At 64.6% G+C, this 25,438-nt stretch carries 26 protein-coding genes; 14 read left to right on the top strand and 12 right to left on the bottom strand.

From position 1 onward, the window contains the following. The first annotated feature begins 64 nt into the window (after positions 1-64). Entirely contained in the window at positions 65-751 is a 687-nt protein-coding gene (locus ACLIMP_RS08940; RefSeq protein ID WP_185997675.1) for a response regulator transcription factor, read from the top strand. Positions 752-770: 19 nt separating this feature from the next. Here ACLIMP_RS08940 and ACLIMP_RS08935 read toward each other — a convergent pair whose 3' ends face one another. Then, complete coding sequence (locus tag ACLIMP_RS08935; protein ID WP_324698818.1) at positions 771-1,457, bottom strand: HAD hydrolase-like protein; 687 nt, start codon at positions 1,455-1,457, stop codon at positions 771-773. A 59-nt stretch (positions 1,458-1,516) separates the two neighbouring features. On the opposite strand from ACLIMP_RS08935, the gene glmU reads away from it, so the two are divergent. After that, entirely contained in the window at positions 1,517-2,887 is a 1,371-nt protein-coding gene (gene glmU / locus ACLIMP_RS08930; RefSeq protein WP_443477787.1) for a bifunctional UDP-N-acetylglucosamine diphosphorylase/glucosamine-1-phosphate N-acetyltransferase GlmU, read from the top strand. A 57-nt stretch (positions 2,888-2,944) separates the two neighbouring features. On the opposite strand, the gene ACLIMP_RS08925 is transcribed toward glmU, so the two are convergent. Beyond that, positions 2,945-3,658 (bottom strand): tetratricopeptide repeat protein, encoded by a 714-nt coding sequence (locus tag ACLIMP_RS08925; protein WP_324698816.1) that lies wholly within the window; start codon positions 3,656-3,658, stop codon positions 2,945-2,947. A 170-nt stretch (positions 3,659-3,828) separates the two neighbouring features. Here ACLIMP_RS08925 and ACLIMP_RS08920 point away from each other — a divergent pair, with 170 nt between their 5' ends. The 3 genes from ACLIMP_RS08920 (at position 3,829) to ACLIMP_RS08910 (ending at position 9,053) form a co-directional block, all read left to right on the top strand. Continuing rightward, entirely contained in the window at positions 3,829-4,677 is an 849-nt protein-coding gene (locus tag ACLIMP_RS08920) for a TIGR00266 family protein (protein WP_443477786.1), read from the top strand. Between the two features lie 134 nt (positions 4,678-4,811). Beyond that, on the top strand, positions 4,812-6,635 hold the full coding sequence (glmS, locus tag ACLIMP_RS08915) for a glutamine--fructose-6-phosphate transaminase (isomerizing) (RefSeq protein WP_324698815.1): 1,824 nt from the start codon (positions 4,812-4,814) through the stop codon (positions 6,633-6,635). 66 nt (positions 6,636-6,701) lie between these two features. Then, positions 6,702-9,053 (top strand): putative bifunctional diguanylate cyclase/phosphodiesterase, encoded by a 2,352-nt coding sequence (locus ACLIMP_RS08910; RefSeq protein WP_443477785.1) that lies wholly within the window; start codon positions 6,702-6,704, stop codon positions 9,051-9,053. A gap of 134 nt (positions 9,054-9,187) precedes the next feature. On the opposite strand, the gene purQ is transcribed toward ACLIMP_RS08910, so the two are convergent. Next, the gene (gene purQ, locus ACLIMP_RS08905) at positions 9,188-9,865 is read right to left on the bottom strand and encodes a phosphoribosylformylglycinamidine synthase subunit PurQ (RefSeq protein WP_054441294.1); all 678 of its coding nucleotides are present in this window, start codon (positions 9,863-9,865) and stop codon (positions 9,188-9,190) included. Then, the gene (purS, locus tag ACLIMP_RS08900) at positions 9,865-10,098 is read right to left on the bottom strand and encodes a phosphoribosylformylglycinamidine synthase subunit PurS (protein WP_054441292.1); all 234 of its coding nucleotides are present in this window, start codon (positions 10,096-10,098) and stop codon (positions 9,865-9,867) included. The genes purQ and purS overlap by 1 nt, the downstream gene beginning before the upstream one ends. 140 nt (positions 10,099-10,238) lie before the next feature. Here purS and ACLIMP_RS08895 point away from each other — a divergent pair, with 140 nt between their 5' ends. From ACLIMP_RS08895 to ACLIMP_RS08885, 3 genes are all read left to right on the top strand, one after another. Continuing rightward, entirely contained in the window at positions 10,239-11,150 is a 912-nt protein-coding gene (locus ACLIMP_RS08895; RefSeq protein ID WP_324698813.1) for an SDR family NAD(P)-dependent oxidoreductase, read from the top strand. An 87-nt stretch (positions 11,151-11,237) separates the two neighbouring features. Next, entirely contained in the window at positions 11,238-11,915 is a 678-nt protein-coding gene (locus ACLIMP_RS08890; protein WP_324698812.1) for a DUF4328 domain-containing protein, read from the top strand. 30 nt (positions 11,916-11,945) lie between these two features. Further along, positions 11,946-12,569: a DUF4328 domain-containing protein gene (locus tag ACLIMP_RS08885; RefSeq protein WP_443477784.1), complete on the top strand. Its 624-nt coding sequence runs from the start codon at positions 11,946-11,948 to the stop codon at positions 12,567-12,569. A 21-nt stretch (positions 12,570-12,590) separates the two neighbouring features. Here ACLIMP_RS08885 and ACLIMP_RS08880 read toward each other — a convergent pair whose 3' ends face one another. From ACLIMP_RS08880 to ACLIMP_RS08865, 4 genes are read right to left on the bottom strand one after another with little or no spacing between them, the layout of a single operon-like run. After that, positions 12,591-12,962 (bottom strand): DUF2794 domain-containing protein, encoded by a 372-nt coding sequence (locus ACLIMP_RS08880; RefSeq protein WP_185997684.1) that lies wholly within the window; start codon positions 12,960-12,962, stop codon positions 12,591-12,593. 5 nt (positions 12,963-12,967) lie between these two features. Then, a complete protein-coding gene (gene epsC, locus ACLIMP_RS08875; RefSeq protein ID WP_054441282.1) occupies positions 12,968-13,669 on the bottom strand; it encodes a serine O-acetyltransferase EpsC in 702 nt (233 codons plus the stop codon). 44 nt (positions 13,670-13,713) lie between these two features. Beyond that, the gene (locus ACLIMP_RS08870; protein ID WP_443477783.1) at positions 13,714-14,337 is read right to left on the bottom strand and encodes a P-loop NTPase family protein; all 624 of its coding nucleotides are present in this window, start codon (positions 14,335-14,337) and stop codon (positions 13,714-13,716) included. An 11-nt stretch (positions 14,338-14,348) separates the two neighbouring features. Further along, positions 14,349-15,647, bottom strand: coding sequence for a heavy-metal-associated domain-containing protein (locus ACLIMP_RS08865; protein ID WP_443477782.1), 1,299 nt, complete (start codon positions 15,645-15,647; stop codon positions 14,349-14,351). Between the two features lie 218 nt (positions 15,648-15,865). Between ACLIMP_RS08865 and purM the strand changes: the two genes are divergently transcribed. Both purM and purN read left to right on the top strand, forming a co-directional pair. Continuing rightward, positions 15,866-16,969, top strand: coding sequence for a phosphoribosylformylglycinamidine cyclo-ligase (gene purM / locus ACLIMP_RS08860; RefSeq protein WP_054441276.1), 1,104 nt, complete (start codon positions 15,866-15,868; stop codon positions 16,967-16,969). Beyond that, positions 16,962-17,915, top strand: coding sequence for a phosphoribosylglycinamide formyltransferase (purN, locus tag ACLIMP_RS08855; protein WP_443477781.1), 954 nt, complete (start codon positions 16,962-16,964; stop codon positions 17,913-17,915). The genes purM and purN overlap by 8 nt, the downstream gene beginning before the upstream one ends. A gap of 50 nt (positions 17,916-17,965) precedes the next feature. On the opposite strand, the gene ACLIMP_RS08850 is transcribed toward purN, so the two are convergent. From ACLIMP_RS08850 to ACLIMP_RS08840, 3 genes are all read right to left on the bottom strand, one after another. Further along, complete coding sequence (locus tag ACLIMP_RS08850) at positions 17,966-18,349, bottom strand: OsmC family protein (protein WP_324698809.1); 384 nt, start codon at positions 18,347-18,349, stop codon at positions 17,966-17,968. A 13-nt stretch (positions 18,350-18,362) separates the two neighbouring features. Then, a complete protein-coding gene (locus tag ACLIMP_RS08845; RefSeq protein ID WP_185997689.1) occupies positions 18,363-19,259 on the bottom strand; it encodes a pirin family protein in 897 nt (298 codons plus the stop codon). Positions 19,260-19,396: 137 nt separating this feature from the next. Beyond that, positions 19,397-20,095 (bottom strand): pirin family protein, encoded by a 699-nt coding sequence (locus tag ACLIMP_RS08840; protein ID WP_054441269.1) that lies wholly within the window; start codon positions 20,093-20,095, stop codon positions 19,397-19,399. A gap of 121 nt (positions 20,096-20,216) precedes the next feature. On the opposite strand from ACLIMP_RS08840, the gene ACLIMP_RS08835 reads away from it, so the two are divergent. The 3 genes from ACLIMP_RS08835 (at position 20,217) to ACLIMP_RS08825 (ending at position 22,683) form a co-directional block, all read left to right on the top strand. Further along, on the top strand, positions 20,217-21,146 hold the full coding sequence (locus ACLIMP_RS08835) for a LysR family transcriptional regulator (protein ID WP_054441268.1): 930 nt from the start codon (positions 20,217-20,219) through the stop codon (positions 21,144-21,146). A 175-nt stretch (positions 21,147-21,321) separates the two neighbouring features. Continuing rightward, a complete protein-coding gene (locus tag ACLIMP_RS08830; protein WP_082370545.1) occupies positions 21,322-21,846 on the top strand; it encodes a helix-turn-helix domain-containing protein in 525 nt (174 codons plus the stop codon). Between the two features lie 429 nt (positions 21,847-22,275). Beyond that, positions 22,276-22,683, top strand: coding sequence for a DoxX family protein (locus ACLIMP_RS08825; RefSeq protein WP_324698806.1), 408 nt, complete (start codon positions 22,276-22,278; stop codon positions 22,681-22,683). Between the two features lie 143 nt (positions 22,684-22,826). Here ACLIMP_RS08825 and ACLIMP_RS08820 read toward each other — a convergent pair whose 3' ends face one another. Beyond that, on the bottom strand, positions 22,827-24,005 hold the full coding sequence (locus ACLIMP_RS08820; RefSeq protein WP_443477780.1) for a TetR/AcrR family transcriptional regulator: 1,179 nt from the start codon (positions 24,003-24,005) through the stop codon (positions 22,827-22,829). Between the two features lie 285 nt (positions 24,006-24,290). On the opposite strand from ACLIMP_RS08820, the gene ACLIMP_RS08815 reads away from it, so the two are divergent. Then, positions 24,291-25,346: a tyrosine-protein phosphatase gene (locus ACLIMP_RS08815; protein ID WP_443477779.1), complete on the top strand. Its 1,056-nt coding sequence runs from the start codon at positions 24,291-24,293 to the stop codon at positions 25,344-25,346. Positions 25,347-25,438 lie beyond the last annotated feature (92 nt).

Below are 25,438 nucleotides of genomic sequence, written 5' to 3'. Positions count from 1 at the left end.
CACGTGAATGGCAGCCGATGTGGCACTATGTGGGCGGATCACTCCTGTTGAAACCCGGGACACCATGATCAAATCTGGCGACATCGTGCTGACTTCGGGCGACCTTGCCCATGTCAGCGCCGTTCGTGACAGCTTCCTCTCCTTCGAGGCGGAAGTGACGAATGCCACCGACCTTTGCGTACGTATTTCCAAGGCACCGACCTGGGTCTTCCTGGACTGGCTTCTGCCTGAAATGTCGGGACTTCAGCTGTGCGGCCTGCTTCGTGACCGTATTCACGACCACCCGCTCCACGTGACCATGATCCTGCCCGAACCTGACCAGCGCGCCCAGGCACGCGCGCTGGATGCGGGGGCGGATGACTATCTGATTGGGCCGCTTACCCCGGCCGCTCTCGTTCAGCGCCTGCGAATCTACCAGCCGGCCGCAGCCGCGCGGAAAGAAACTCCGGCGATCCAGATCGGCGATCTCCTGATCCAGCCCGATTCGCATCTGACGCGCTACAAGGGTCTGGTCGTGCCCCTGCAATCCAACGAGCAGCGCCTGCTCAATCATTTCGCACGAAACCCCAACCGGGTGTTCACGCGCGGCGAACTGATCGGCGTGCTCGGCAAAAGCGTGGACGTCTGCGACGAACGCACCGTGGATTCGTGGGTCAGCCGCCTGCGCCGAAAGCTGCGCTCGATGCAGGTGCCCCACCTGCCCCGCACCGTCCGCTCGTTCGGCTACGTCTTCGACAGCGCAGAAGCCTGAAGCCCGACGCCGAACGACGTCAGAGGCTTTCGAGAGCCGGGATCAGTTCGTCGAAATGATCGATCACCACCGTCGCGCCCAGTTCGCTGGCCGGCTTGTCGTTGAAGCCGAAGCTGACCGCGACGCAGGGCAGCCCCGCCGCCGCCGCCGCGCCCGTATCGTAAGTGGTGTCCCCCACGAAAGCGGCCCTGACGGCACCGGAACGGCCGCTCCCCGCGCGCTCCAGCATGAGATCGATGAGGTCGGGTTTCGGTTTGGCCCGCCCGGGGCCCAGCGTGTCGCCGCCGATCACCGTGAAGAAATGATGAGAAAGCCCCATTTCCTCAAAGATTTTCACCGCCAGACGTTCCAGCTTGTTCGTGACGACCGCCAGCTTGACCCCCCGCTCCGCCAGTCCCCTGAGCATCGCTTCGCCGCCGGGATAGAGCCGCGTCTCCACGGCGATATGGTCGGCATAGTAAGCGATCAGTTCATGATGCAGTTCGTCGAGCCGCGCCTCGGAAACCGGGCCGCCGGTAACGTCCAGCCCCTTCGCGAGCATCTTCCTCGCGCCGCCGCCGACCAGATCGCGCACCTCGCTCACGGGAATGGCTGGCCGCCCCTCGATCGAGAGCGCATGATTGAGCGCCACCGCAAGGTCTCCAAGCGAATCAAGCAGGGTTCCGTCGAGGTCGAAACCGACGATGTCGAAGGGAAAGTCTGTCATCCCCTCCTCAGTGGCTTCCCGATGTGGAAACCGCAACAATTTGCTGGCAAGTGATACACATGGTCGAACAATCCACGCCTCTCGCAATCGTCGTCCTCGCCGCCGGCAAGGGCACCCGCATGAAGAGCGATCTCCACAAGGTGCTCCATCCCATCGCGGGCCGTCCCATGCTCGAACACCTGCTGGACAGCGCTGCCGCACTGGCACCGCAGCGGCAGGTCGTCGTCGCGGGCCATGGACGCGAACAGCTTGAGCGGGCTCTCGGCAGCCGCGCGACAATCGCCGTTCAGGAACCGCAACTCGGCACCGGCCACGCAGTGCAGCAGGCCGAAGCGGCGCTGGCCGGCTTTTCCGGCGACGTGCTGATCCTTTACGGTGACGTGCCTTTCGTCAGCACCGAAACGATGCAGGCCATGATCCATCGCCTTCATGCCGAGGATTCGCCCGCCGTCGTCGTGCTCGGTTTCGAGCCGGAAGACCCGCTCCAATACGGCCGCGTCCTCGCCCATGACGACGGGCGCATTGCCATGATGGTCGAATACAAGGACGCGAGTGAGGAACAGCGGGCCTGCCGACTGTGCAATTCGGGCCTGATGGCGGTAAAGTCCGCCGACCTGTTCGGCCTGCTTGCCCGCGTCGGGAATGAAAACGCCCAGGGCGAATACTACCTCGTGGACATCGTCAACGTGGCGACACTCGACGGGCAGTCGTGTGCGGTCATCGTCACCCCCGATCCGGGCGAAGTGGGCGGCATCAACAGTCGCGGCGAACTGGCCGAGGCCGAAGCGCGCTGGCAATCCCGCCGCCGTATCGCCGCCATGGCCGACGGCGCCACCCTGATCGCGCCGGAAACCGTGTTTTTCGCCTGGGACACGAATCTCGGCCGAGATGTGACCGTCGAACCCAACGTTGTCTTCGGCCCTGGCGTCACGGTGGCGAACGATGTGACCATCCACGCATTCTCGCACCTTGAAGGCGCCACCATCGAAACCGGCGTCTCGGTCGGCCCTTATGCGCGCCTGCGCCCCGGCACTATCCTGCGCGAGGGTTCGAAGGTCGGCAATTTCGTCGAGATCAAGAACGCCGAACTGGGCGAAGGCGCGAAGGCCAATCACCTCACTTACGTTGGCGACGCAACGGTGGGCGCCAGCGCCAATCTCGGCGCAGGTACGATCACCTGCAACTACGACGGCTATTTCAAGCACCGCACCGTTATTGGCGAGCGCGCCTTCATCGGCTCCAACAGCGCCCTTGTCGCCCCGGTCAGGATCGGCGCGGATGCCATCGTTGCCGCGGGCAGCACCGTCACCCGCGATGTGGGGGACGGAGAACTTCGCCTCGTCCGCGGCGAACAGCTGGTCAAGCCGGGTTGGGCCGACCGTTTCCACGATGCCATGAAGAAGAAGAAGGCCGAGAAGTCAGCAAGCTGATACGAAAACGGGCGGTTCAGCACCGCCCGTTTCAAGATTTGCGGTGATTGCGAATGGTCAGGCGCCGATGGCCTTCTTCTGGGCAATGAAATCCAGTTCGCTCTTGGCTCCGGCATTGGCGGGATCATATTCCAGCGACTGGCGGAACAGCTTCTGCGCTTCGTCAAGCTGGCCCATCTCGATCTTGTTGTAGCCCATGCCGCGAAGAGCGCGGGCGGCGACCGAGGCGTCGTCACCCTTGGTGTCCTTGTCGACGATTTCCCATGCATGGGAGAACAGATCGTAGGACCGTTGCCATTCCCGGCGCGACTTGAACAGTTCTGCATACTCGTTGGCGAAGTGGGCATTATCGGGCGCGAGTTCGGTAGCACGGCGCAGTTCGGCTTCCGCAAGGTCGCCGCGTCCAAGATCGACCAGCGCAAAGCCCTTTCCGAAGTGTGCATCGCAAACCGCGCTGCTCACGATGACGGCCTTGCCCGCAGCAACAGACCCTTCAGCCGCTTCCGACTGGCAGAGCCGCGGACGGACGTCACCGGTCAGCGCCTGTTCGCTCGCGAGGATCACCGAATCGAACATCTTTACCGCCTGCGCAGGCTTGCCGGCACGAATCAGCGCGAAGCCTTTGCTGACGCCGTTCTGGCTTTCGATGTGGAGCGCGGTGTTCACCACCGCCCCGCCGCCACCGATGTCGCGCGCGAATGCAGGTCCGCTGCTGGCCACGGCGGCAAGCCCGATGAAAACAAATGAAACCGACTTCATGGTGAAGTGCATCGGCGTTATCCTCTCCAGGAACACCGATCGCGCACCGATCTTTGCCGGGCGATTTTCGTCGGAACAGTGTTCGTCGAACTGCGTAGACTATCCAACGGACGCGGTTTGACAAGAACTTTCACGAAACCCAGATAGCGGTCACCGAATCTTTCCCGTCCCCCGGAGTATCCATGCCAAACAATCCCTGGAGCCACAGCCGCAATTCCGCGATCGCCGACGATGTCGACTTCGAAATCAAGGGTGCGGAACTCCAGTTCGTCGAGATCGAACTGGACCCGGGCGAAAGCGCGGTAGCGGAAGCGGGCGCGATGGTCTGGAAGGATTCGTCGATCGCCATGTCCACCGTGTTCGGCGACGGTTCCGAACAACAAGGCAGCGGCTTCATGGGCAAGCTGCTTGGCGCGGGCAAGCGCCTCGTCACCGGCGAGAGCCTGTTCACCACCGTATTCACGCACGAAGGACGCGGCAAAGCCCGCGTCGCCTTCTCCGCGCCGATCCCCGGTTCGATCGTGCCGATCAAGCTCGATGAAGTGGACGGCCGCCTGATCTGCCAGAAGGACGCCTTCCTCTGCGCGGCGCGCGGCGTCTCGATCGGCGTTCATTTCCAGCAGAAGATCATGACCGGCCTGTTCGGCGGCGAAGGCTTCATCATGCAGCGCCTCGAAGGTGACGGCTGGGTCTTCGTGCAAATGGGCGGCACCGTTATCGAGCGCACGCTGGAAGCGGGCGAGGAACTCCACATCGAGACCGGCTGCGTCGCCGCCTTCACGTCCGGCGTGGATTTCGACCTGGTGCGTGCAGGTTCGGTGAAATCGATGATCTTCGGCGGCGAAGGGGTGTTCTTCGCCCGCCTGCGCGGCCCGGGGAAAGTGTGGATCCAGTCGCTGCCGTTCTCGCGCCTCGCCGGGCGCATGATGGCCGCCGCCGTACCCTATGGCGGACAGAACCGCGGCGAGAGCACGCTGCTCGGCCTCGGCGCCGTTGGCGGAATCGGGGCCCTGCTCAGCGGCGACGACTGATCGCTTCGGATTACATCCGATAACCCATCCGCTTTGCACACATTACCAAGCCTTCATGGTGGCGCCACCAAACGCCAACCATTATCGGTGTATGGGCAAGGCAGTTTCGGCTCGAACAAGGTAACGCAAGCGCAATGTGTGGAATCATCGGCATCGTCGGCAAGGAAGAAGTCGCGGATCGGCTCGTCGACGGACTGCGCCGCATGGAATATCGCGGTTATGACAGCGCGGGCGTCTGCACGGTCGAGAACGGCCAGCTGATCCGCCGCCGCGCGCAGGGCAAACTGGTGAACCTCGTTGACGAGCTGGCGCGCGATCCCGCGCCGGGCCTGATCGGCATCGCTCACACCCGCTGGGCCACGCATGGCGCGCCCACCGCCGTCAACGCCCACCCGCATGCGACCGAACACCTTGCCCTCGTCCACAACGGCATCATCGAGAACTTCAAGCCGCTGCGCGAAGCCCTCGAAGCGCGCGGTCGCAGGTTCGAGAGCCAGACCGATACCGAAGTTGTGGCGCATCTCGTTTCCGAGCAGGTCGAAGGGGGGCTCTCCCCGCAAGAGGCGGTGAAGGTCGCGCTGCCGCAACTTCGCGGCGCCTTCGCGCTCGCGATCGCTTTCCGCCAGCACCCCGACCTGCTGATCGGCGCCCGCCTCGGCTCGCCGCTGGTCGTCGGTTACGGCGAGGGAGAAACCTACCTCGGCTCCGACGCCCTCGCGCTCGCCCCGCTGACCCAGCGCATCACTTATCTCGACGAAGGCGACTGGGTCGTCATCACCCGCGAGGGCGCGCAGATCTTCGATGCCGACAATAATCCGGTGGAGCGCGAGATCGTCTCCTCCGGCGCCTCGGCCGTTGCCATCGAGAAGGGCAATTACCGCCACTTCATGCAGAAGGAGATTTTCGAGCAGCCGACCGTGGTGGCGCAGACCCTGCGCAGCTACATCCACCAGGTGGACCAATCGGTCGCCCTGCCGCAGATCGATTTCGACCTTTCGGCCATCAAGCGCATCACCATCGTCGCCTGCGGCACCAGCTTCTACGCCGGCATGGTGGCGAAATACTGGATCGAGACGTTCGCTCGCCTGCCGGTCGACATCGATGTGGCCTCCGAATTCCGCTACCGCGACCCGGTGTTGGAGCCGGGCGGCCTTGCCCTTTTCATCTCGCAGTCCGGCGAAACGGCGGACACGCTCGCCGCGCTGAAGCACTGCAAGGCGGCCGGGCAGACCATCGCCGTCGTCGTCAACGTGCCCACCAGCACGATGGCGCGCGAGGCGGACCTGCTGCTGCCTACCCATGCCGGCCCGGAAATCGGCGTCGCTTCCACCAAGGCCTTCTCCTGCCAGCTCGCCGTGCTCGCTGCCCTCGCGGCGCATCTGGCGGTAAAGCGCGGACGGATGGACCGGAATGAGGAAATGGAAGTCGTCCATCACCTCCTGCAGACACCCGCCAGCCTCAACGCGGCGCTCGCTTTCGACGAAGAGATCGCCGCCATGGCACATCTCATCGCGCCGGCCCGAGACGTACTCTACCTCGGCCGCGGGCCGGACTATCCGCTTGCCCTCGAAGGCGCGCTGAAGCTCAAGGAAATCAGCTACATTCATGCCGAGGGCTATGCCTCTGGCGAGATGAAGCACGGCCCCATCGCCCTTATCGACGAAGCCGTGCCGGTGATCGTGCTCGCCCCCTCCGGACCGCTGTTCGAGAAGACGGTAAGCAACATGCAGGAAGTGCGCGCACGCGGCGGCAAGGTCGTGCTGATTTCCGACGCCGAGGGCATCGCAGAGGCAGGCGAAGGCTGCATCGCCACGATCGAAATGCCGCGCGTCCACCCGCTGATCGCGCCGCTGGTCTATGCGGTGCCGGTTCAGCTCCTTGCCTATCACGTCGCCTGCGTGAAGGGCACCGACGTCGACCAGCCTCGCAACCTCGCAAAGAGCGTCACCGTCGAATAACCCGCGCGGCGGTGACCGCTTATGCTTTACCTAGTAATAACCCTTTGCCCGATATAGGCTGAAGGCGTGAATAAGCGGTCACTCCCCACCAAGGCCCTTCCCCGGGAGTTGCCTGTTCTCGCCGTTCTCGGTTTTACCGAACCGGCGGAAGGGGATTGGGCTCGTCTGCGTGGCATCCAGTATTCCAGCCTCGGCCGCGCGCCGCTTGCACGCGTCTTGACGCAGCTGGCGGCCATGGCTGCCGCGGCCGCCCTGCTTCTGCCCCATGTCCATCCGGCGGCGGTCGCCTGCTGGGCCATGCTGGTCTGCCTGACCACCTGGCACGGTGCCCGCATCGGACGAACGATGGCCGATGCGGATAGCCGTCCTCGCCACCGGGGAGAAGCTCGCGCGCAGATCGTCAGCACGGCTGCGAAGTGTCTGGTCTGGGCCATCCCGGTGTGCGGTTTCGGGCCGTTCGTCGATCCGCAAGTCCAGATCAAACTCTGGACCGTGCTGGCCATGCTGATGACCGCCTGTGCCGTACTGATTCCTGGGTTCCCGCTCACGACCCTGCTGTTCATCGCCATTGTCGGCGGTTCCGCCATCGGCTCCTTCCTTGCCGCCGGGCTCTACGACATCGCGCTTATCGCCTCGGCTTTCATCGCCGTGGTCGTTGCGGGGACGATCCAGTCCGCCAGGCAATACCTGACCGGCAAGCTGGCTGAGGCTGGGATGGTCGAACGGGACGAAGTGGTTTCGCTCTTGATAAGCGAATCCGAGAAAGGTCATGGGGACTGGGCCTGGCAGATTGACCCTTCACGCCGCCTCCGCGCCGTTTCACGCCGACTCGCCGGGGCGCTCGACAGGACTGCGGAAGAGCTTGAGGGCGTGCCGTTCCTCCAACTGCTGGCTGGTCCAAGCTGGGAAACCGGCGAATTTCCGGCGAGCCTTCACGAACTTGCCGAACGGCTGAAACGCCGTGAGAGCTTCTCGAACCTGCTCGTCCGCGTCTCGGTAGGCGGGAGGCCGCGCTGGTGGGACCTTTCAGGCGATCCCAAGCTCGACGCGAACGGCCGGTTCGACGGTTTCCGCGGCAACGGCACCGACGTGACCGAAGCTCGGGAGAATTCGGACAAGATCGCCTGGCTCGCGCGCTACGATCCCCTGACCGGGCTTCCCAACCGCCTGATGCTCACCGAAGCCCTGGATGGAGCGCTTGCCTACGCAGCGCAGTGGCGCACGCGCTGCGCCTTCCTCATGATCGACCTCGACCGCTTCAAGGCCGTGAACGAGACCCTGGGGCACCATGTCGGCGACCAGTTGCTGGCGCGCGTATCGGAGCGCCTGAAGGAACAGATGACCGATCGCGAGGTCTGCGGCCGTCTAGGCGGGGACGAGTTCGCGGTCGTCATTCGCGATGCATCGGACCTCGACTACGTGCGGCGCGTCGCGCAGCGCATCATCCAGAGCCTTTCCCAGCCATACCAGGTCGACCACCACACTCTCTTCGTGGGCGCATCGGTAGGCTCAGCGATCGGCCCGCGCGACGGCGCAACCGTCGAAACCCTGATGCGCAATGCCGATCTCGCGCTCTATCGCTCCAAGGACGAGGGCGGCAACGCACACTTCACTTACGAACCCGTGCTCCACGCCCATGCCGAGGAACGGCGCAAGCTGGAATTCTCGCTCCGATCGGCGGTGGAACGCAAGGAATTCGCGCTCCACTACCAACCGGTCGTCGATGCCGAAAGCGAAGCGGTCGTCAGCTTCGAGGCGCTCCTGCGCTGGAACAGCAAGGAGCATGGCTTCGTCAGCCCGGCCAAGTTCATTCCCCTCGCCGAAGATACGCGTCTTATCGTGCCGATCGGCGAATGGGTGCTTCGGGAGGCTTGCCGCGAGGCGATGAACTGGCCGGATCATGTCCGCGTTGCCGCCAATGTGTCGGGCGAACAATTGCTCGACGCCAACTTCGTCACCAGCGTGGTCTCCGCGCTGACGCAAAGCGGCCTTCCCGCTGCCAGGCTCGAACTGGAAGTGACCGAGAGCATCTTCCTGCGCGACGCCACGCTCGCCCGCGCCGCGCTGGAGCAGGTCATGGCACTGGGCTGCAAGGTCGCCCTCGACGATTTCGGCACCGGCTATTCCTCGCTCGGCTACCTGCGCAAGCTCCGCTTCTCGACTATCAAGATCGATCGCTCCTTCGTGCAGGGCGCCGCCACCGGCAACCCGGAAAGCCTGGCGATCATCCGTGCCGTCGTCGCCATGGCCGACAGCCTCGGCATGTCGACCACCGCCGAAGGCACGGAAACCGAGAAGGAGGTGGAGATGATCCGCAAGCTCGGCTGCCGCAAGATCCAGGGCTACTTCTTCGGCCGCCCGATGTCGGCCGCGGACGCCGGCGCGCTGTTCCGCAACCGCGCCTACTCCGCCGCCTGAAACTCCAGAAAGCCCAACGAAAAGGAGCGGGAAAGGCATGCCCCTCCCCGCTCCCGATCTTTCCCGAATGGGCAAACCTTCGATAGTCGGTCCGCCGCAGATCCGGCAATCGCCGGACCCGCCCTGGCGGCCGCTTAGGCGCCGACCATCCCGCGAATCGCGCTTTCGAAAAGCGCGCGGCCATCCGTGCCGCCGTGCGTCGCCTCGATCGCTCGCTCCGGGTGCGGCATCATGCCCAGCACGTTGCCGGCAGCGTTGAGCACGCCGGCGATCTGACGGGCCGAACCGTTGACGTCCTCGGCATAGCGGAAAGCCACGCGGCCCTCGCCCTCGAGACGGTCGAGCGTTTCGTCGTCGGCATGATAATTGCCATCATGGTGAGCGACCGGAACGCGGATATGCTGGCCGGTCTCGTATCCGGAGGTGAACAGCGACTGCGCGTTCTCCACCTTGAGCGACACTTCGCGGCACACGAACCGGATGCCCGAATTGCGCAGCAGGGCGCCCGGCAGGAGGCCGCTTTCGGTCAGCACCTGGAAGCCGTTGCAAACGCCGAACACCGGCACGCCGCGATTGGCGGCCTCGATCACCGCCTGCATGACCGGCGAACGCGAAGCGATCGCGCCGCAGCGAAGGTAGTCACCATAGGAAAAGCCGCCGGGCAGGCCGATGAAATCGAGCCGTTCGGGCAGTTCTGCATCACCGTGCCAGACGCGGATGCACTCGTTCCCCGAAACCTTTTCCAGCGCCACCGCCAGATCGCGGTCGCAGTTGGAGCCCGGGAACGTGACGACAGCGGAGCGGAAAGCCATCAGGCGACCTTCTCGATGCGGTAGTTCTCGATCACCATGTTGGCGAGGAGCTTCTTGCACATGTCGTCGATCGCTTCGTCGCTGACCGATTCTTCGACATCGAGTTCGAAGAGGCGGCCGGCGCGCACATCGTTGACACCGTCGAAGCCGAGGCCTTCGAGCGAATGGTGGATCGCCCGGCCCTGCGGGTCGAGAACACCGGGCTTGAGGCTGACGTGGACGCGGACTTTCATCGCAGGGCCTTTCGCTAAAGCAGCGCAGATTCGTTTCATGCGCCTATGGCCTCGCGAACGCTCCGGGGCAACCCGTGAGGAGGCCAAACCATGCCACCTTTGCAATTGAAGGGGCTCGCGCAACCTGCCATTCCCGGCTGATGCAGTCCTTCATCTCCTTTGCCGATCAGGTTGCCGTGGTTACCGGAGCGGGTCACGGTCTTGGCCGGGCCTATGCCCTCGAACTCGCGCTGCGCGGTGCGAAAGTCGTCGTCAACGACCTTGGCACGGCGCTTGACGGCTCGGGGCATTCCGATTCCGCTCTTGCCGTCGCCGAAGAAATCCGCGCGCTCGGCGGCGAGGCCATGGCCGATGGCGGGGACGTTTCGGACTTCGCGCAAATGGAAGCCATGGCCGCACGCGCCAGCGAGGCGTGGGGCGGCATCCATGTTCTCATCAACAATGCCGGAATCCTGCGCGACCGCACTTTCGCCAAGATGGACATGGCCGATTTCGAACGGGTCGTAAGGGTCAATCTGCTAGGCAGTGCTTATGCGACCAAGGCCGTGTGGGAAATCATGCGAGAGCAGAACTATGGCCGCGTACTCATGACGACGAGTTCCAGCGGCCTCGGCGGCAACTTCGGCCAGGCCAACTACGGAGCGGCAAAGCTCGGCGTTCTGGGCCTTGCGCGTACGCTTCGCATGGAAGGCGCGAAGTACGGCATCCGCGTCAATTCGCTTGCCCCCACCGCCGGTACGCGGATGACCGCGGACATCTTCCCCGACGAAGCCTACTCAGCGTTCCGCCCCGAAGCCGTCGTGCCCGCCGCACTGTTTCTCGTATCGAAGGACGCCCCCAATGACGCCATAGTCGGCGCAGGGGGCGGTGTCTGCCAGAGCGCCTTCGTCACAATGAATGACGGCATTCTGCTTGGCGAGGACAACCTTTCCGTAGAAGGGTTCGCCGAAGCCTGGCCCAGGATTGCCGACCGCAGCGGTGACAGCGTGCTGGAAACGGGCATGGAACAGGCCCAGCACGCTCTCTCCCTGCTGCTGAAAACCCAAGGTTAAATTCCCGAAGCCCAAATTGTAACCCAGTTGACGTCGCGCTTGCCGCAGGGCAGCCTCCCGTGAGGTGCGACGGGGGAATACTGGAACATGCGGGGGCATATCACGCCGCAAGCTAACGCGCGGCTGGCGACTTATTCGGTCTTCACACAACTGGCAGCAGCAGCTTATGTCGTTGCCCTGATCATCGCGATTTTCGCGCTGGCCTGGGCCGAATACAGGCGGCAAATCGGCTATATCGAGCTCGGCGAGCCGAAGATGGTTCCCTTCGTGATCGCGGGCTTGGCGATTATCGCCGGTCTGGTCACTTTCGTCGTAGCCATGATCGCCTTCCTGCTCTGGTTTCACAAGGCCATCGCCAACCTCCATGCCGTAGGGCTCGCCGGCCTTCGCGCGCGGCCGGTCTGGTCCGGCGCCAGTTTCTTCGTTCCGGTGGCACAGCTCTTCGTGCCGTTCCTGGCCATGCGCGAACTGTGGAACCGCAGCCACGGAGAAGACGAGTACCAGTCGCGCACCGGCGTCACGCAAGTGGCGATCTGGTGGATGAGCTTCGTCACCGGTTCCTTGCTGGTGTTCTTCGTGACCGGCCTCGGGCTGTTCAACCTCGTTTCGCCCGTGAAATTCATCTCGCCCAGTCTGCTCAACCTTTCGCTCATGCTATCAGGGCTTGTCTTCTGGTGCGTGGCTGCTGCCGGCCTCGTGGTGATCCTGCGCGCAATCACCCTCGCGCAGGCCACGCTCATGGACGAAAAAACCGTCTTTGCCTGAACGACAATCCTTCCCGAAAGTAGCTTCATCATGCCCGAAACCGCGCTTTCCGATGGAATCGCCTCGCTCGCCCGCCGTACGCTCGTGGTACGGGTTCTGCTGTGCTGCTACATCGGAACCACCGGGCTGACCCTCGCGGCCATCGCAGCTTCGCTCGCCAGCGGTGCCGTCCCGGAAAGCCCGCTGGCGGTTTTCGCCGCCACAGGTACCGTCGCCGTCCTGGCCGTCTATCTGGTCTGCGCAGTCGCGGTGTCGCTTTGGATCCACAGGGCCCATGCGAATCTCTTCGCGGCCGGGATGGAAGGCCTGGAATTCTCGCCCGGATGGTCCGTCGGCTACTTCTTCATTCCGATAGCCTGCCTGTTCAAGCCATTCGAAGCGATGAGAGAGTTGTGGAACCGGAGCCACCTGCATGGCCATGATGCAGACCAGCCTACCGATCCGCGCCTGGTCGTCTGGTGGACCTGCATGATCGCCGGTACTGTCGCAGGAACGCTCCTCTCATTCAGCATAAGCGCACCGCCGGCAGGCGCCGTGCTGACCTGCATCGTTTATGCCTTGCGAATTGTCGCCGCCGGATCCCTGCTTGCGATCGTCAACGGCGTCGCCCGCGCGCAGGAGGCGGATCTGGACATGCATCACGCATTCGCCTGACCGCATAGGAACCCCTGAGGCTCAGTCTTCCACCACTTTCAGCAGCTTGCGCTCCAGCGGGCTGAGCACGCCGGCCAATTCATGTCCGCGCTTCAGGATTTGCCCGGCCTCGCCGAACAGTGTCCACATTCCCTGTTTCGCACGCAGCGAAGGGCGCTTCTCGATGCGGGCCTGCGGACGCTCGGCAGCGCGGCGGAAGGCAGAGAAGTTGGCGGCCTCCTTGCCGAAATCCATCGCATAATCGCGCCACATGCCTGCTGCCACCATGCGGCCGTAAAGATCGAGAATGCGCTGGAGTTCGAGCCGGTCGAACCCGATCTGCAAGGGCGTGCGGCCGGGAAAGGCCAAGACGCTGCCGGTACTGGAATTCGCGCCTGCGGGGCCTGACACCATTCGGTTCAGACGCCCTTCACGGCCGGCTCGGCCTGCGGCTCATCTTCGCGCGCATGCATCAATTCAGCCACTTGCGCGCGCAGGGCGGCAATCTGCTCCTCCAGCTCGTCGATCCGCTGGTTGCCCACCGGCTCGCAGGGTTCCTTGCAGGGCGTGCCATAAGGCATGAAGTCCTTGGCGTAAGTTTCCGCCTTCACCAGCGTGGAGCGCGCCTTGACGCCGATCATGGTCGCGCCTTCGGGCACGTCCTCGGTCACGACGGCACTGGCGCCGACACGTGCGCGCCTGCCCACCGTTACCGGGCCGATGATCTGCGCGCCGGAGCCTACGATAACATTGTCGAGCAAAGTCGGGTGGCGTTTGCCGCCCTTCCCGTTGGTGGGGTTGGAACCGCCCAGCGTGACGCACTGGTAGATCGTCACATTGTCGCCGATCTCGGCGGTTTCTCCGATGACGGTGAAGCCATGGTCGATGAAGAAGTTCTTCCCGATGGTGGCGCCGGGATGAATGTCGATCGCGGTCAGGAAGCGGGAGATGTGATTCACCACGCGGGCCAGGAAGAACAGGTCCGCACGGAACAGGCGATGCGCGATCTTGTGAAAGAACAGCGCCCACACGCCCGGATAGAGCAGGACTTCCCAGCGTGAACGCGGCGCAGGGTCACGCGCGACGACGGAGTCCAGGTAGCGGACAAGATTACCCAGCATCGCGCGAATCTCCCATCAATCGGCCCGCAAGGCAAGCCGTCCGGTCAAGTGGTCTTCGAGTCGCCGCCTTTAGTCTCGATCAGAGCGTCGCGCCAGATCGCCAGAGTAGGCGACTGCTTGCGTTCCAGACTGAGCCGATCAATGGCAGTGACCAGATTTTCGACGCCCAGATGGCTACGCACGACGCGCGGTACAAGGTAGTCGATCGCAGTGGGATCGAGATTGAGTGCGCGCATCTGGGCGTGGATCTCGATCAGGGCGGCCAGCATCTCGTCGTCCGGCTCGACGATCTCCAGTTCCAGGGCGGCGCCAAGCCGGGATCCCAGGTCCGGGAGACTGACCTGCCAGCGCCCTTCCCCGCTGCCGCGGCGGCGACTGGAGACGATCAGCAACGGACGTCCGGTTTCCTGCGCACGGTTCCAGCTGTGGAAGATCACGTCCTCCTCCATCCGGTCGGCATCATCCAGCGCATCGCCGTGACCGGCCTCGACGAACCAGCGTGCCAGCAGGGATTTGCCCGAACGCGGAGGACCGGAAAGGATCGCGCTGCGGAACGGCCATGCACCCGGCTCAAGCAAGGCGTCGATCGCCTGTGCGTTGGCACTGCCGACGACAATGCGCGGCGGGCTGTCGCTCGCGGCAGACAGTGGGAGGGCGATCTGCTTCATCACCGAGGAACCTAGCGGGTGATCCTCAGCGCACCGCCGCCGTTCGTCACTTTCCAGCCTTGCGCACGCAGCGCGGCGGCAAGACGCTCGCTACCGCCCTCGACGGTCACGCGCATGACGGACGTTCCGCCGACAGCAAGGCTGACGGTGGCGGCGCCGCGCACACCCGGAACGCCGCGCACGGCGGCAAGCGCCGCATCGACGGCTGCCGCATCGGGCGAAGCGAACTGTACGGAAACCGTCTCGGTCGGGACGACGACCGCCGGGACCGGTGCGATTGCAGGGGGCGCGATGGGCACGACATCCACCGGAACCCCGCCCTTGGGCATGAGCTTCTGGCGCAATTCGGCAAAAGCGCGGTCCAGCACCTGCCCGCTGGTCGTCAGCGTGGGATCGGGACGCAGCTCGCCGCTGGCGAGTGCATTCCGGTACAGGCCATCGATCCGCTCCACCGCCTGATTGAGCATGACAGGAAGGTCCTGCTCGCTGGCGGCATCGAGTTCGAAGGTGCCGAGGAAAGTGTTGTCCGGGCCATAGCGCGCGGTGAAAGTGCCGTGAATCGGGCCGCCGGGCCATTGCCGCTCAAGACGGGCGACCGGGATCACCACATCCACAGCGTCGAACTGGTTGAGGATGTTGCGCCACCACAGGCGGCTGCGGCGAGAAGCCTGGCCGGCGGTGAGAATCAGCGATTCCCCCCCCGCGCCTACCGGCCGCACATAATCTATCGGGCTTTGCGAAGCCTGGAACTCGGCCCATGCCTTCTGCCAGGGCCCGCGCACTTCGAACACCTGCTGCACGCCGCCCGAGTACAGCACCGGCAGTACCAGCATCGGCGCCGACCGGATCGCCGCGCCGCCTGCGCCCACGTACTGCCCTGCACGCGCCTTGTTGAAGATGATGCCGAGCGTGGCGATATAACGGCGAGGCCCGACCTGCTCATGGCCGATCACGACCGACGAAACCATGGCATCGATAGCCTCAACCGGCATGTCCGGCCCGCCGAGCTTCTTCCAGGCGTCCTTCTCCGCCTGTTTCCAGCCTTCGAGCCGGGCATCGGCGCCGGTTTTGGCCGTAACATCGACCTTGATGCCGTTGACCTGGATATCCTCGGAATTGGCGAGCGGGGCGATGCCGCGATCGCCTTCCACCTGCGCCACGAGTCGGTAACCACCCACGGTGCCCAATGCGAGAAACGCCGCCCCGCCCAGCGCAAAGGCCAGGCCCCGCGGCGAACGGACGCGCGCCTGCCCAAAGGCCAGACCGCTGCCGGCCACGCGCCGGATTTTGTGGGAGAAGGTGATTGCCATTATCGAAACCGACCGGCCTTTTGCCCAAACGAATCCGGAAATCCAAGTCGTAAAGCGACGACATCCCCGGAAGGCGGGACGCACGATCGGCCAAGGCCCCGGAAATCCGGCGGAACGCCGCGCACCGGCGCCTCCTGCACGAATTTTTCCGCCCGAATTGTTCACCTGATTGCCGCCTCGGGCGTGACAGGAGAGCGTTTGCACACTATGCGCGCGCAATGTCCGACGATAACTCCCCGAAGAGCTACTCCTACGAGCAAGCCGGCGTCTCGATCGCCGCAGGCAATGCGCTGGTCAAAGCCATCGCCCCGCTCGCCAAATCCACCGCGCGCCCCGGCGCCGATGCGGAACTGGGAGGCTTCGGTGGCTTCTTCGACCCCCGCGCGGCCGGCTACAAGGACCCGCTTCTGGTCGCCGCGAACGACGGTGTCGGCACCAAGGTCAAGCTGGCCATCGACCATGACCGGCACGACCAGATCGGCATCGACCTCGTCGCCATGTGCGTGAACGACCTTATCGTACAGGGCGCAGAGCCCCTGTTCTTCCTTGACTACTTCGCCACCGGCAAGCTCGAGAACGGCGTCGCCGAACGCGTGGTTGCCGGAATCGCCGATGGCTGCCGCATCTCGGGCTGCGCCCTCATCGGCGGCGAAACCGCAGAGATGCCCGGCATGTACGCCGCGGGCGATTACGATCTCGCGGGCTTCTGCGTCGGCGCGGTGGAACGCGGCGAACAGCTCACCGGTGAAAAGGTCGCGGACGGCGACGTGCTGCTCGGCCTTGCATCCTCGGGCGTGCATTCCAACGGCTACTCCTTGGTGCGCCGCCTCGCCGAGGACAAGGGCTGGAAGCTCGACCGCCCGGCCCTGTTCGATTCGGACACCCTGCTGATCGACGCGCTGATCGCGCCCACGCGCATCTACGTTAAGAGCCTGCTGCCCTTCATCCGCGCCGGCCGCATCAATGCGCTGGCCCATATTACCGGCGGCGGCCTGCTCGAAAACATTCCGCGCGTGCTGCCCAAGGGCCTGCACGCCCGTATCGATGCCGGCGCCTGGGAGCAGCCGCGCCTGATGGCGTTCCTGCAGGCGCAGGGCAATATCGAGCCGGGCGAGATGGCGCGCACCTTCAACTGCGGCATCGGCATGGTGCTTGCAGTCTCGCCGGAAGAAGTCGCCGCGCTCAAGGCCGAGCTGGAAGCAGCCGGCGAAACCGTCTTCGTGATCGGCATCGTCGAAGAAGGCGACAAGGGCTGCACCGTTCAGGGCAAGACCGAGATCTGGTCCGCCCGCGAGGACTGGGAAGCCGTTCATCTTGCCTGACAAGGCAAAAGTCGCCGTCCTGATTTCGGGCAGCGGCACCAACATGGCCGCCCTGCTCTACGCCAGCCGCGCCGAGGACTGTCCCTATGAGATCGTCCTCGTCGCCAGCAACCGGCCCGATGCAGGCGGCCTTGCACTCGCCTCTGCCGAAGGCGTGCCCACCTTCGCGCTCAGCCACAAGGGGCTGAGCCGCAAGGAGCATGACGCCGCGATGGACTCCGCCATCCGCGGCTCCGGCGCGCAATGGGTCGCGCTCGCGGGCTACATGCGCATCCTGACCGGCGGTTTCGTGGGCAAGTGGGACGGCAGGATGGTCAATATCCACCCGTCGCTCCTGCCGAAGTACACCGGCCTGCATACCCACCAGCGCGCCATCGACGCGGGCGACAGTCACGGCGGCGTCAGCGTCCATCTCGTCATTCCCGAGCTGGACGAAGGTCCGATCCTCGGCCAGACGCCGGTTGCCATCGTGCCGGGAGACACCGCCGATACGCTTGCCGCGCGCGTACTGATTGCCGAACACCAGCTCTATTCACGCTGCCTCGCCGCGCTTGTCGTGCGCGAAACGAGCCCGGAATGGCTGCTTGAGCGCGTACGGGAACGGGCCATGGCCCTGCCCGAAGCGGACGAGATACAGAGCCACGGAATGCCCTGCTTCGGCGTGACCAAGGGCAAGAAATTCGCCTACTTCACGTCGAACCATCACGCCGACGGTCGTACCGCCCTGTTGGTGAAGATCAGCGGCCCGGACGAACAGGCCATGCTCATCGAGCAGGACGAGGAACGCTATTTCCGCCCCGCCTACTTCGGCGACGGCTGGATCGGCATTCGCCTCGATCTGGGCGAGAACGACTGGGACGCCATCGGGACGTGGCTGGCCCGGTCATGGCGCGCGATCGCCCCGAAGAAGCTGACCTCGCTCGTGGACGTGGCCGAGCAGTTCTGACGCGAAAAGGGCAGCGCGGCCGGCCGCACTGCCCTTTGTTTTCCAAGGGTTCAAGCCAGCCGCGTCTCGATCGGCAGGCCCGACTTCAGGGTCAGTGTAACCGGCGTCCGCTCCGCGATGTCGGCGAGGCGGCTTTTCTGCTCCTCGTCCAGTCCCGAAATGAGGAGCGTGCGCTCGACATGCATGTCATCCTTCGAGCCCCTCAGCTTCAGGTCGACATCGAGCGATTGCAACGGCCAGCCCTTGCGCGCGGCGTACATCTTCAGCGTGATCGCGGTGCAGGCGCCGAGACTGGCGAGCAGCAGGTCGTAAGGCGCGGGGCCGGCGCCCTGCCCGCCGAGCGCTTCCGGCTCGTCGGCAACGATCGCATGGCCGCCGACGACGATCTCGGTGCGCCAGGGGGTTTCGCCGATATGGGCGGTTCCATGTGCCATGGCGTGATGCTCCTCAGGCCGGAAGGGGAATGAATTCGTTTTCGTCGGGCACGCGGTCGAAGCGCTGTTCCTTCCAGTCTTCCTTGGCCTGCTCGATACGGTCGAGCGAGGAAGAGACGAAGTTCCAGAAGATATGGCGCTTCTCCGGCAGGGGTTCCCCGCCCAGCAGCATCAGGCGGGTGCCGCCCCTGGCCCTGAGCACGACTTCGGCGCCCGGCTTGAAGACCACGAGTTCGGTTTCCTTGAAGCTGCCGGTCTGGCCTTCGACCTCGACTTCGCCGCCGACGACATAGATCGCGCGTTCGACGTGCTCGGCCTTCACCTGATAACGCGCACCGTCGAGCATGACGATATCGGCATAGACCATGTCGGAGTAGGTCTTGAGCGGCGAGGTCAGGCCGTCGGACGTACCGGCGATCAGCGTCAGCCGGGTTCCGGCGTCTTCGGTCACGGGAATCTCGTCTGCCTTGTGGTGCGCAAAGGCCGGGGCGATCTCTTCCGCTTCCCTGGGCAGCGCAATCCAGGTCTGGAGCCCGAACAGCTTGCCGCCGCTGGCGCGGACTTCGGGAGAGGTGCGCTCGGAATGGACGATGCCGCTGCCCGCCGTCATCCAGTTGACCTCACCGGGGCGGATCGCCTGGACCGAGCCGAGGGAGTCGCGATGAAGGATCTCGCCTTCGACGAGGTAAGTCAGCGTGGAAAGGCCGATGTGCGGATGCGGGCGCACGTCGAGACCTTCGCCGCTGCGGAACACCGCCTCGCCCATCTGGTCGAAGAAGATGAAGGGGCCGACCATGCGGCGCTGCGCGGTGGGCAGCGCACGGCGGACCTGGAAGCCGTCGCCAAGGTCGCGGACGGGGGGAAGAACGACGAGGTCAACGCCTTCGATATCGGATGAATGGACGGTCATGGGGGCAATCCTTCCTTGCGCTTCTTTTGTGCGTTTGAGCGCCGGGGAAGAACGTCGGCGCCGATAAGGGAAAATGCAATCGGGCAATCTGGCAGAGAAGAGATGGGAGCGGGCGATTTCCGCCCGCTCCCCTTACTTCAGGCAGCGTCGACCAGAACGATCTCGCTATCCTCGATCGCGGTGATCCGCAGCACGTCGAGATCGCTGATCGCCACGCCGTCCCGGGCATTGGCGCGCACATCGTCGATCTGCACCGCACCGATGGCGGGAACGAGGTAGGCCTTGCGGTCCTTGCCCAGCGGGTATTCGGCGGTCTCGCCGGCCTTGAGCGTGGCGCCCACGACGCGGGCATTGGTACGGATCGGCAGGGCTTCGTTGTCGTTCTCGTAGCCAGAGGCGAGCGTCACGAACTGGCCCGAGCGGTCCCCCTTGGGGAAGGGCTTGGCGCCCCAGCTCGGTTCCTCGCCGTCGCGGGTCGGGATGATCCAGATCTGGAAAATCTTCGTCGTCACGTCCTCGAGGTTGTATTCCGAGTGCGTGATGCCCGTGCCCGCGCTCATCACCTGGACATCGCCGGCCTCGGTCCGGCCCTTGTTACCCAGGTTGTCCTGGTGGGTGATCGCGCCTTCGCGGACATAGGTGATGATTTCCATGTCGCGGTGCGGGTGCGGCGGGAAGCCGGTCTGCGGAGCGATCGCATCGTCGTTCCAGACGCGCAGGTTGCCCCAGTGGACGCGGGCCGGATCGTGGTAGCCGGCAAACGAGAAGTGGTGCTTGGCGTCAAGCCAGCCGTGGTTGGCACCGCCGAGGCTGTCATAGGGGCGAAGTTCGATCATGGCCTATCTCCTGAAGGGCGGCGGGGTTAGGTGCCGCCCTCTCTTGAAAACCCATATAGACCTCGGCTCATTTCAAGTTCAGAGGGATAAAATCGACCTGACTGTTCGAGGAGATTGAAAAGTGAGCAACCCCGGCACGCCGACCCTGGACCAGCTGCGCATCTTCCTGGCCATCGTCGACACCGGCAGTTTCGCCGCCGCCGGGCGCAAGCTGAACCGTGCGGTCTCCGTCATCAGCTATGGAATCGCCAATCTCGAAGCCCAGCTCGGCGTCATGCTGTTCGAGCGCGAGGGTACGCGCAAGCCCGTCCTCACCACGGCCGGGCGTGCGGTCCTCTCGGAAGCGCGCGGCGTGGCGGAAGGGATCGACGGATTGCGCGCCAAGGTTAAGGGCCTGCTCGACGGACTTGAGGCGGAAGTCGATCTCGCCGTGGACGTGATGTTCCCGGCCGAGCGCCTCGGCGTGATCCTGCGCGCTTTCGCCGCCGAGTTTCCCACCGTCCAGCTGCGTCTCCATGTTGAGGCACTGGGCGCGATTACATCGATGGTGCTGGACGGGAATGCCGTGATCGGCCTGTCCGGCCCTCTCTTCGCGGGCGTGGACGGGCTGGAAAGCGTGTCCGTAGGCTCGGTGGCGATGGTGCCGGTGGCCGCCCCCGATCACCCGCTGGGCCGCATGGACCCGATCCCGCCCGGCGCGGGGCGGGAATTTACCCAGCTGGTGCTCAGCGACCGTTCGCGCTTTACCGAGGGAAAGGACTTCTCGGTAATGAGCCCCAAGACATGGCGCCTCGCCGACCTTGGCGCCAAGCACGCCCTGCTGCGGCAGGGAATCGGCTGGGGCAACATGCCGCTGCCGATGATCGAGCCGGATCTCGTTTCGGGAACACTCGTGCGCCTGGCCATGCCGGATCATCCCGGCGGCATCTACCGCTTCGGCGGGATATGGCGCCGCGACGTTCCTCCCGGCCCGGCAGCGGCATGGCTGCTCGACCGTTTCGTGGCCCAGTGCGAGTTGGACAACACGTTTAACGAACTTCCCGATATCTGACACAGGAAGCGAAGTTTTCCGATATCTTTCGTATAATACCTTAGTAAAATTCCCTCTTCCACCTAGCGTAGCAAGATCGCAATCTCTGCCAGCGATTCATGTTCCAGCGGAAAATCGGGTTGTCGTTCCGAAATACTGTGCGACAATCCGATTCGCCGAGATTGGAGAGTTGGTCATGCTTCATGCGAACTTGAGCACGACAACAATAAAATCGGGACGGGATCTACCAGCTATTTTCGAAGACAGGGTTCACCCCGCCGGCATTTCGGCGGGAGAAAGGCCCGAGAACTACCGCGCCCTGTTGCTGCCGGTGGCTCCGCCGGCGGACCTGACATCCGATCCTTCGGCCAAGGGCGGCCTCGCCGGCTGGCAACTGCACAGGGTGGTCCGCCATGTGGACGACAATCTTGCTCACCCCCTCGCCTGCAGAGACCTTGCCATGGTTGCGCGGCTCAGTACCGGCCACTTCTGCCGGGCCTTCAAGACCAGCATGGGCGAACCGCCCCACGCCTATGTCATCCGGCAAAGGATCCGGCGGGCGCAGCGCCTCATGCTCCAGACCGACGATGCGCTTTCGCAGATCGCCTGCACATGCGGATTGACCGACCAGGCGCACCTGACGCGGCTTTTCCGCCGCGCGGTGGGCACCACGCCCAAAGTGTGGCGCAGCCGCTGGCAGCCCGTCGCACGCGCCAACTGATGCTTCGCGTCAACTCCGTACAAGACCCTGAACCGCGAAAGGCCTAGCTCGTAAACTCCTGTCCGGCAAAGCCATTGCCTGCCGCGACCGTATTCATTTGCAACCTTGATGCCAGCCCGGGCCGGGCCGTTAATCCCGCCTGCTTGGCAAGAGTTACGGGCTTGGCGGCGACTACGCCAAGGCCCTGTTCGGAGCCCGCACGGTCGGCCTGCGAACCCCTGAGGGACTGGCGGCGACTCCCCCCGCCCTGCCGCCAGTCCCATTTTCCACGATCTACCATTTCAACTTTATCGAACGTGAAGATCAATTTTATCAGGATTTCTGGAAATCCGATCTTCCGGCACTTCCCTGTCATCGAGGCGCCGCAGCATCGGCCGCATAACGCGGACTTACGGCTCCTCTTCAACGCAAATGCCAAGGGGAATCGCCATGAATACCGCAACCGCCAAGACCGCTCCCGCCACGCTCGACAACGGCATCGCCAGGTTCCTGCCGCTGATCGGACGTATCCTGATAGCCGCCATCTTCATCCTGAGCGGCGCATCCAAGCTTGCCGATCCATCCGGCACGATGGCCTATATCGCCTCGGCCGGGCTGCCGCTGCCGGCTGTTGCGCTTGCCGGCGCGATCATCGTCGAACTGGTGGGCGGTGTCGTCCTGATCTCGGGCTATCGCCTGCGCGCCGTGGCCGCGGTGCTGGCGCTGTTCAGCCTGGCGACTGCCCTCTTCTTCCACGCCCAGCTCGGCGACCAGAACCAGTTCATCCACTTCTTCAAGAACGTCGCCATGGCCGGCGGCCTGCTGCAGATCGTCGCCTTCGGAAACGGCCGCGACTGACGGGTTTGCAGACCGAAAACATCAAGGGCGGGCCGAAAGGCCCGCCCTTTTCGCGTCTGGAACAGAACGACACCTAAAGGCACCAGAACGGCACCTGGCATCACCCTGCCCGCTCGGGCTGCGCGATGACGTTGGCGAGGCGATCAGCCCGCCCGGATCAGGTCGACCACCGCCTCGAACTCGCGCCGGATCGCTGCCCGGGACGTTTCGCCCTCCGCCCCGGCATGGTTGCGCGTCAAGGACGAAAGGAAGCTCGACAGCAGCGCCGCTTCGAGATTTCCCGCCTGACGCCGCCCCTGGATCAGTGCCTCCAGCAGCTTGCGCGAGGTTTGTCCGCGCAGATAGCGCAATTGCGCCGCGAACTGGTTCAGCGCCGGGTCGCGCGCCACGGCGATGTGCAGTTCATCCATGCCCCGGCCGCGCACGCTGTGGGCGATGAAGCCCACCATGTTGTCCAGCGCCTGCTCGATCGCGGCTTCGGCGGCGGTGTCGCTGCCGGGCAGGGCATCGGAGCGGAAGCGGGTCACGCCGCTCAGGTAGGTTCCCTCGAATGCGGCCTGGACCAGTTCCGACTTGGTGCGGAACTTGTGCGAGACCACGCCCAGCGTCAGCCCCGCGCTTTCGGCAACCGCGCGGTGAGTCAGCCCGCTGGCGCCTGTCTTCTCCAGCAAGGCGGCTGCGGCCTCGACGATGCGGGCGCCGGTGGCGTCGCGTTCAGGGAAGGCCGGAAGCTCGCGCAGAGCCTCGGCCCGGGCATAGTCGCGCCATGGCGCTTCCGGGATCGGCCTGCCCGACAACCACGCCGCCAGCCCCCGCGCGAATTCGTCCAGCCCGGCGCGGTCCACGGTGCGGCGCCAGCGGAACATGTGCAGGAAGCTCTCGTTCTCGAAGACCCGCTCGGCAACCACGGCCCGGTCCGCCAGCCCGAACTTTGCCGCCGCGACCTGCCAGAACCCCGCCCAGAGATCGCGCCACTCCCCCTCCGCCTGCAGGAAGGCCGGGCTGGTGGCGGCCAGAAGCTGACCTTCCCGCCAGGCGAAGGCCAGCCCCCGCCGCTCGTTCGCCCAGCCATCGACGATCTGTGCGAAGAAGGCCGGGAAATCGCGATAATCCCCCGCGAACCCCGAAACCTGCCCGAGCTGGTCATCGCACCAGAGCCGCGCCTGCTGCCGCGCGTGATCCTGCGCAACAACCAACAACTGTTCCAGAGAGCCGAAATGATGGTAGATCGACGATACCGGTATATCGGCAATTCCGGCAACCTGCCGCGCGGTAACCCCGCTGCCGCCAACAGCGGACCATTGTTCGAAAACAGCCTCCAACAGCCTGTCATTAGAGGGTTTTCTAGGATTTTCCGGCATCAGGCCCCGCTCCGGTTCGGCATGTCGTCTGCCTGACAATAGCAAGCGATCCCGCCGATGGCGAGCATCGTGGCCACGATGCATGCCATGGAGATTGACGATGCGGATGTCACACAGGATACATACATCCGTTCTACATCGGCCACGATCAAATCCGCGCCGCCGGGCCTGTCGCCGCTACGTCCGTTCATCACGGGCCGATCGGAACCACGCTGCCCCCTGCGCCACTGACCGGGAATCCCAGAAATGACGCGCAAGACCACATCCATCGCCCTGATCGCCGCCATCACGGCGCTTTCCGGCACAGCCGCCACCGCGCGCGAAATCGCCGCGCTAACGCGGCTCGACGCGCAGACCGTCCAGCTCACCCGGCCGGACACCGCCCCGGTCGCGGTGTGGATCAGCGCCGATACCGTGCTCGACAAGGGCGACCGGCGCTTTGCCGCCGCCAGCACCGAGAGCACGCTCACCCTGCCCATCCCCGCAAGCGAGCGCCGCTACGTCATCCTCGAAAGCCGCAAGGGCAAGACCGCCGTGGTCGCCGAGCGGGTCCTGCCGCTCCAGCAGGGCAGCAACTTCCGCGACATCGGCGGCTATGTCACTCGCGACGGCCGCACCGTGAAGTGGGACAAGGCCTTTCGCTCGGGCGCGATGCCGCTGCTGACGGATGCGGACTATGCGCTGCTCGATCAGGTTCATCTGGGCGCCGTGGTGGACCTGCGCTCGATCGAGGAACGCGAAGTCGCGCCCGACATGCTTGACGACCGTACCGGCGCACTGTTCCTCGCCAACGACTATTCGCTGAAGCCCCTCTTCGCGAAGATGGCCAGGAGCGGCGGCGAGAACATCTACGAGGGCATGGAAATCATGCTCGTCCCGCAGTTCCGCGCCCTGTTCAACCGGCTCCTCGCGAACGAGGGCGCGGTGGTCTACCACTGCTCGGCCGGGCAGGATCGCACCGGGATCGCCACGGCCCTGATCTACGACCTGCTCGGCGTGGACCGGGAGACGATCCTCAAGGACTATCACCTCTCCACCACGTTCCGTAAGCCGCAGTGGGAAATGCCCAAAGTCGACCCTGCCGATTATCCGGGCAACCCGATCCTCAAGTATTACGCCGCCCGCGCCGATGGCCAGCCGCCCAAGGCCGAACCGCTCTACACCCCCGGCGGCATCTCTCACCTCGCGCAGTTCTTCACTTATCTCGACAAGCAGTATGGCGGCACCGAAGGCTACCTGAAGCAGAAGATCGGCCTGACCGACGCGGATATCGCCAGGCTGCGCCAGACCATGCTCGACTGACCGGGCCGAACGAGGCCGCACTTCGCGTCGCAATACGAAGCGCGGCCTCGCCAAGGGCCGGAAACGGCGCCCCCCGGCCTGCGGCCGGCCCT

The organism is Novosphingobium aeonii (assembly GCF_052279045.1).
GTDB lineage: Bacteria > Pseudomonadota > Alphaproteobacteria > Sphingomonadales > Sphingomonadaceae > Novosphingobium.
Note: the sequence above shows the minus strand (reverse complement) of the source record. Positions and strands in the feature narration are given on the sequence as shown.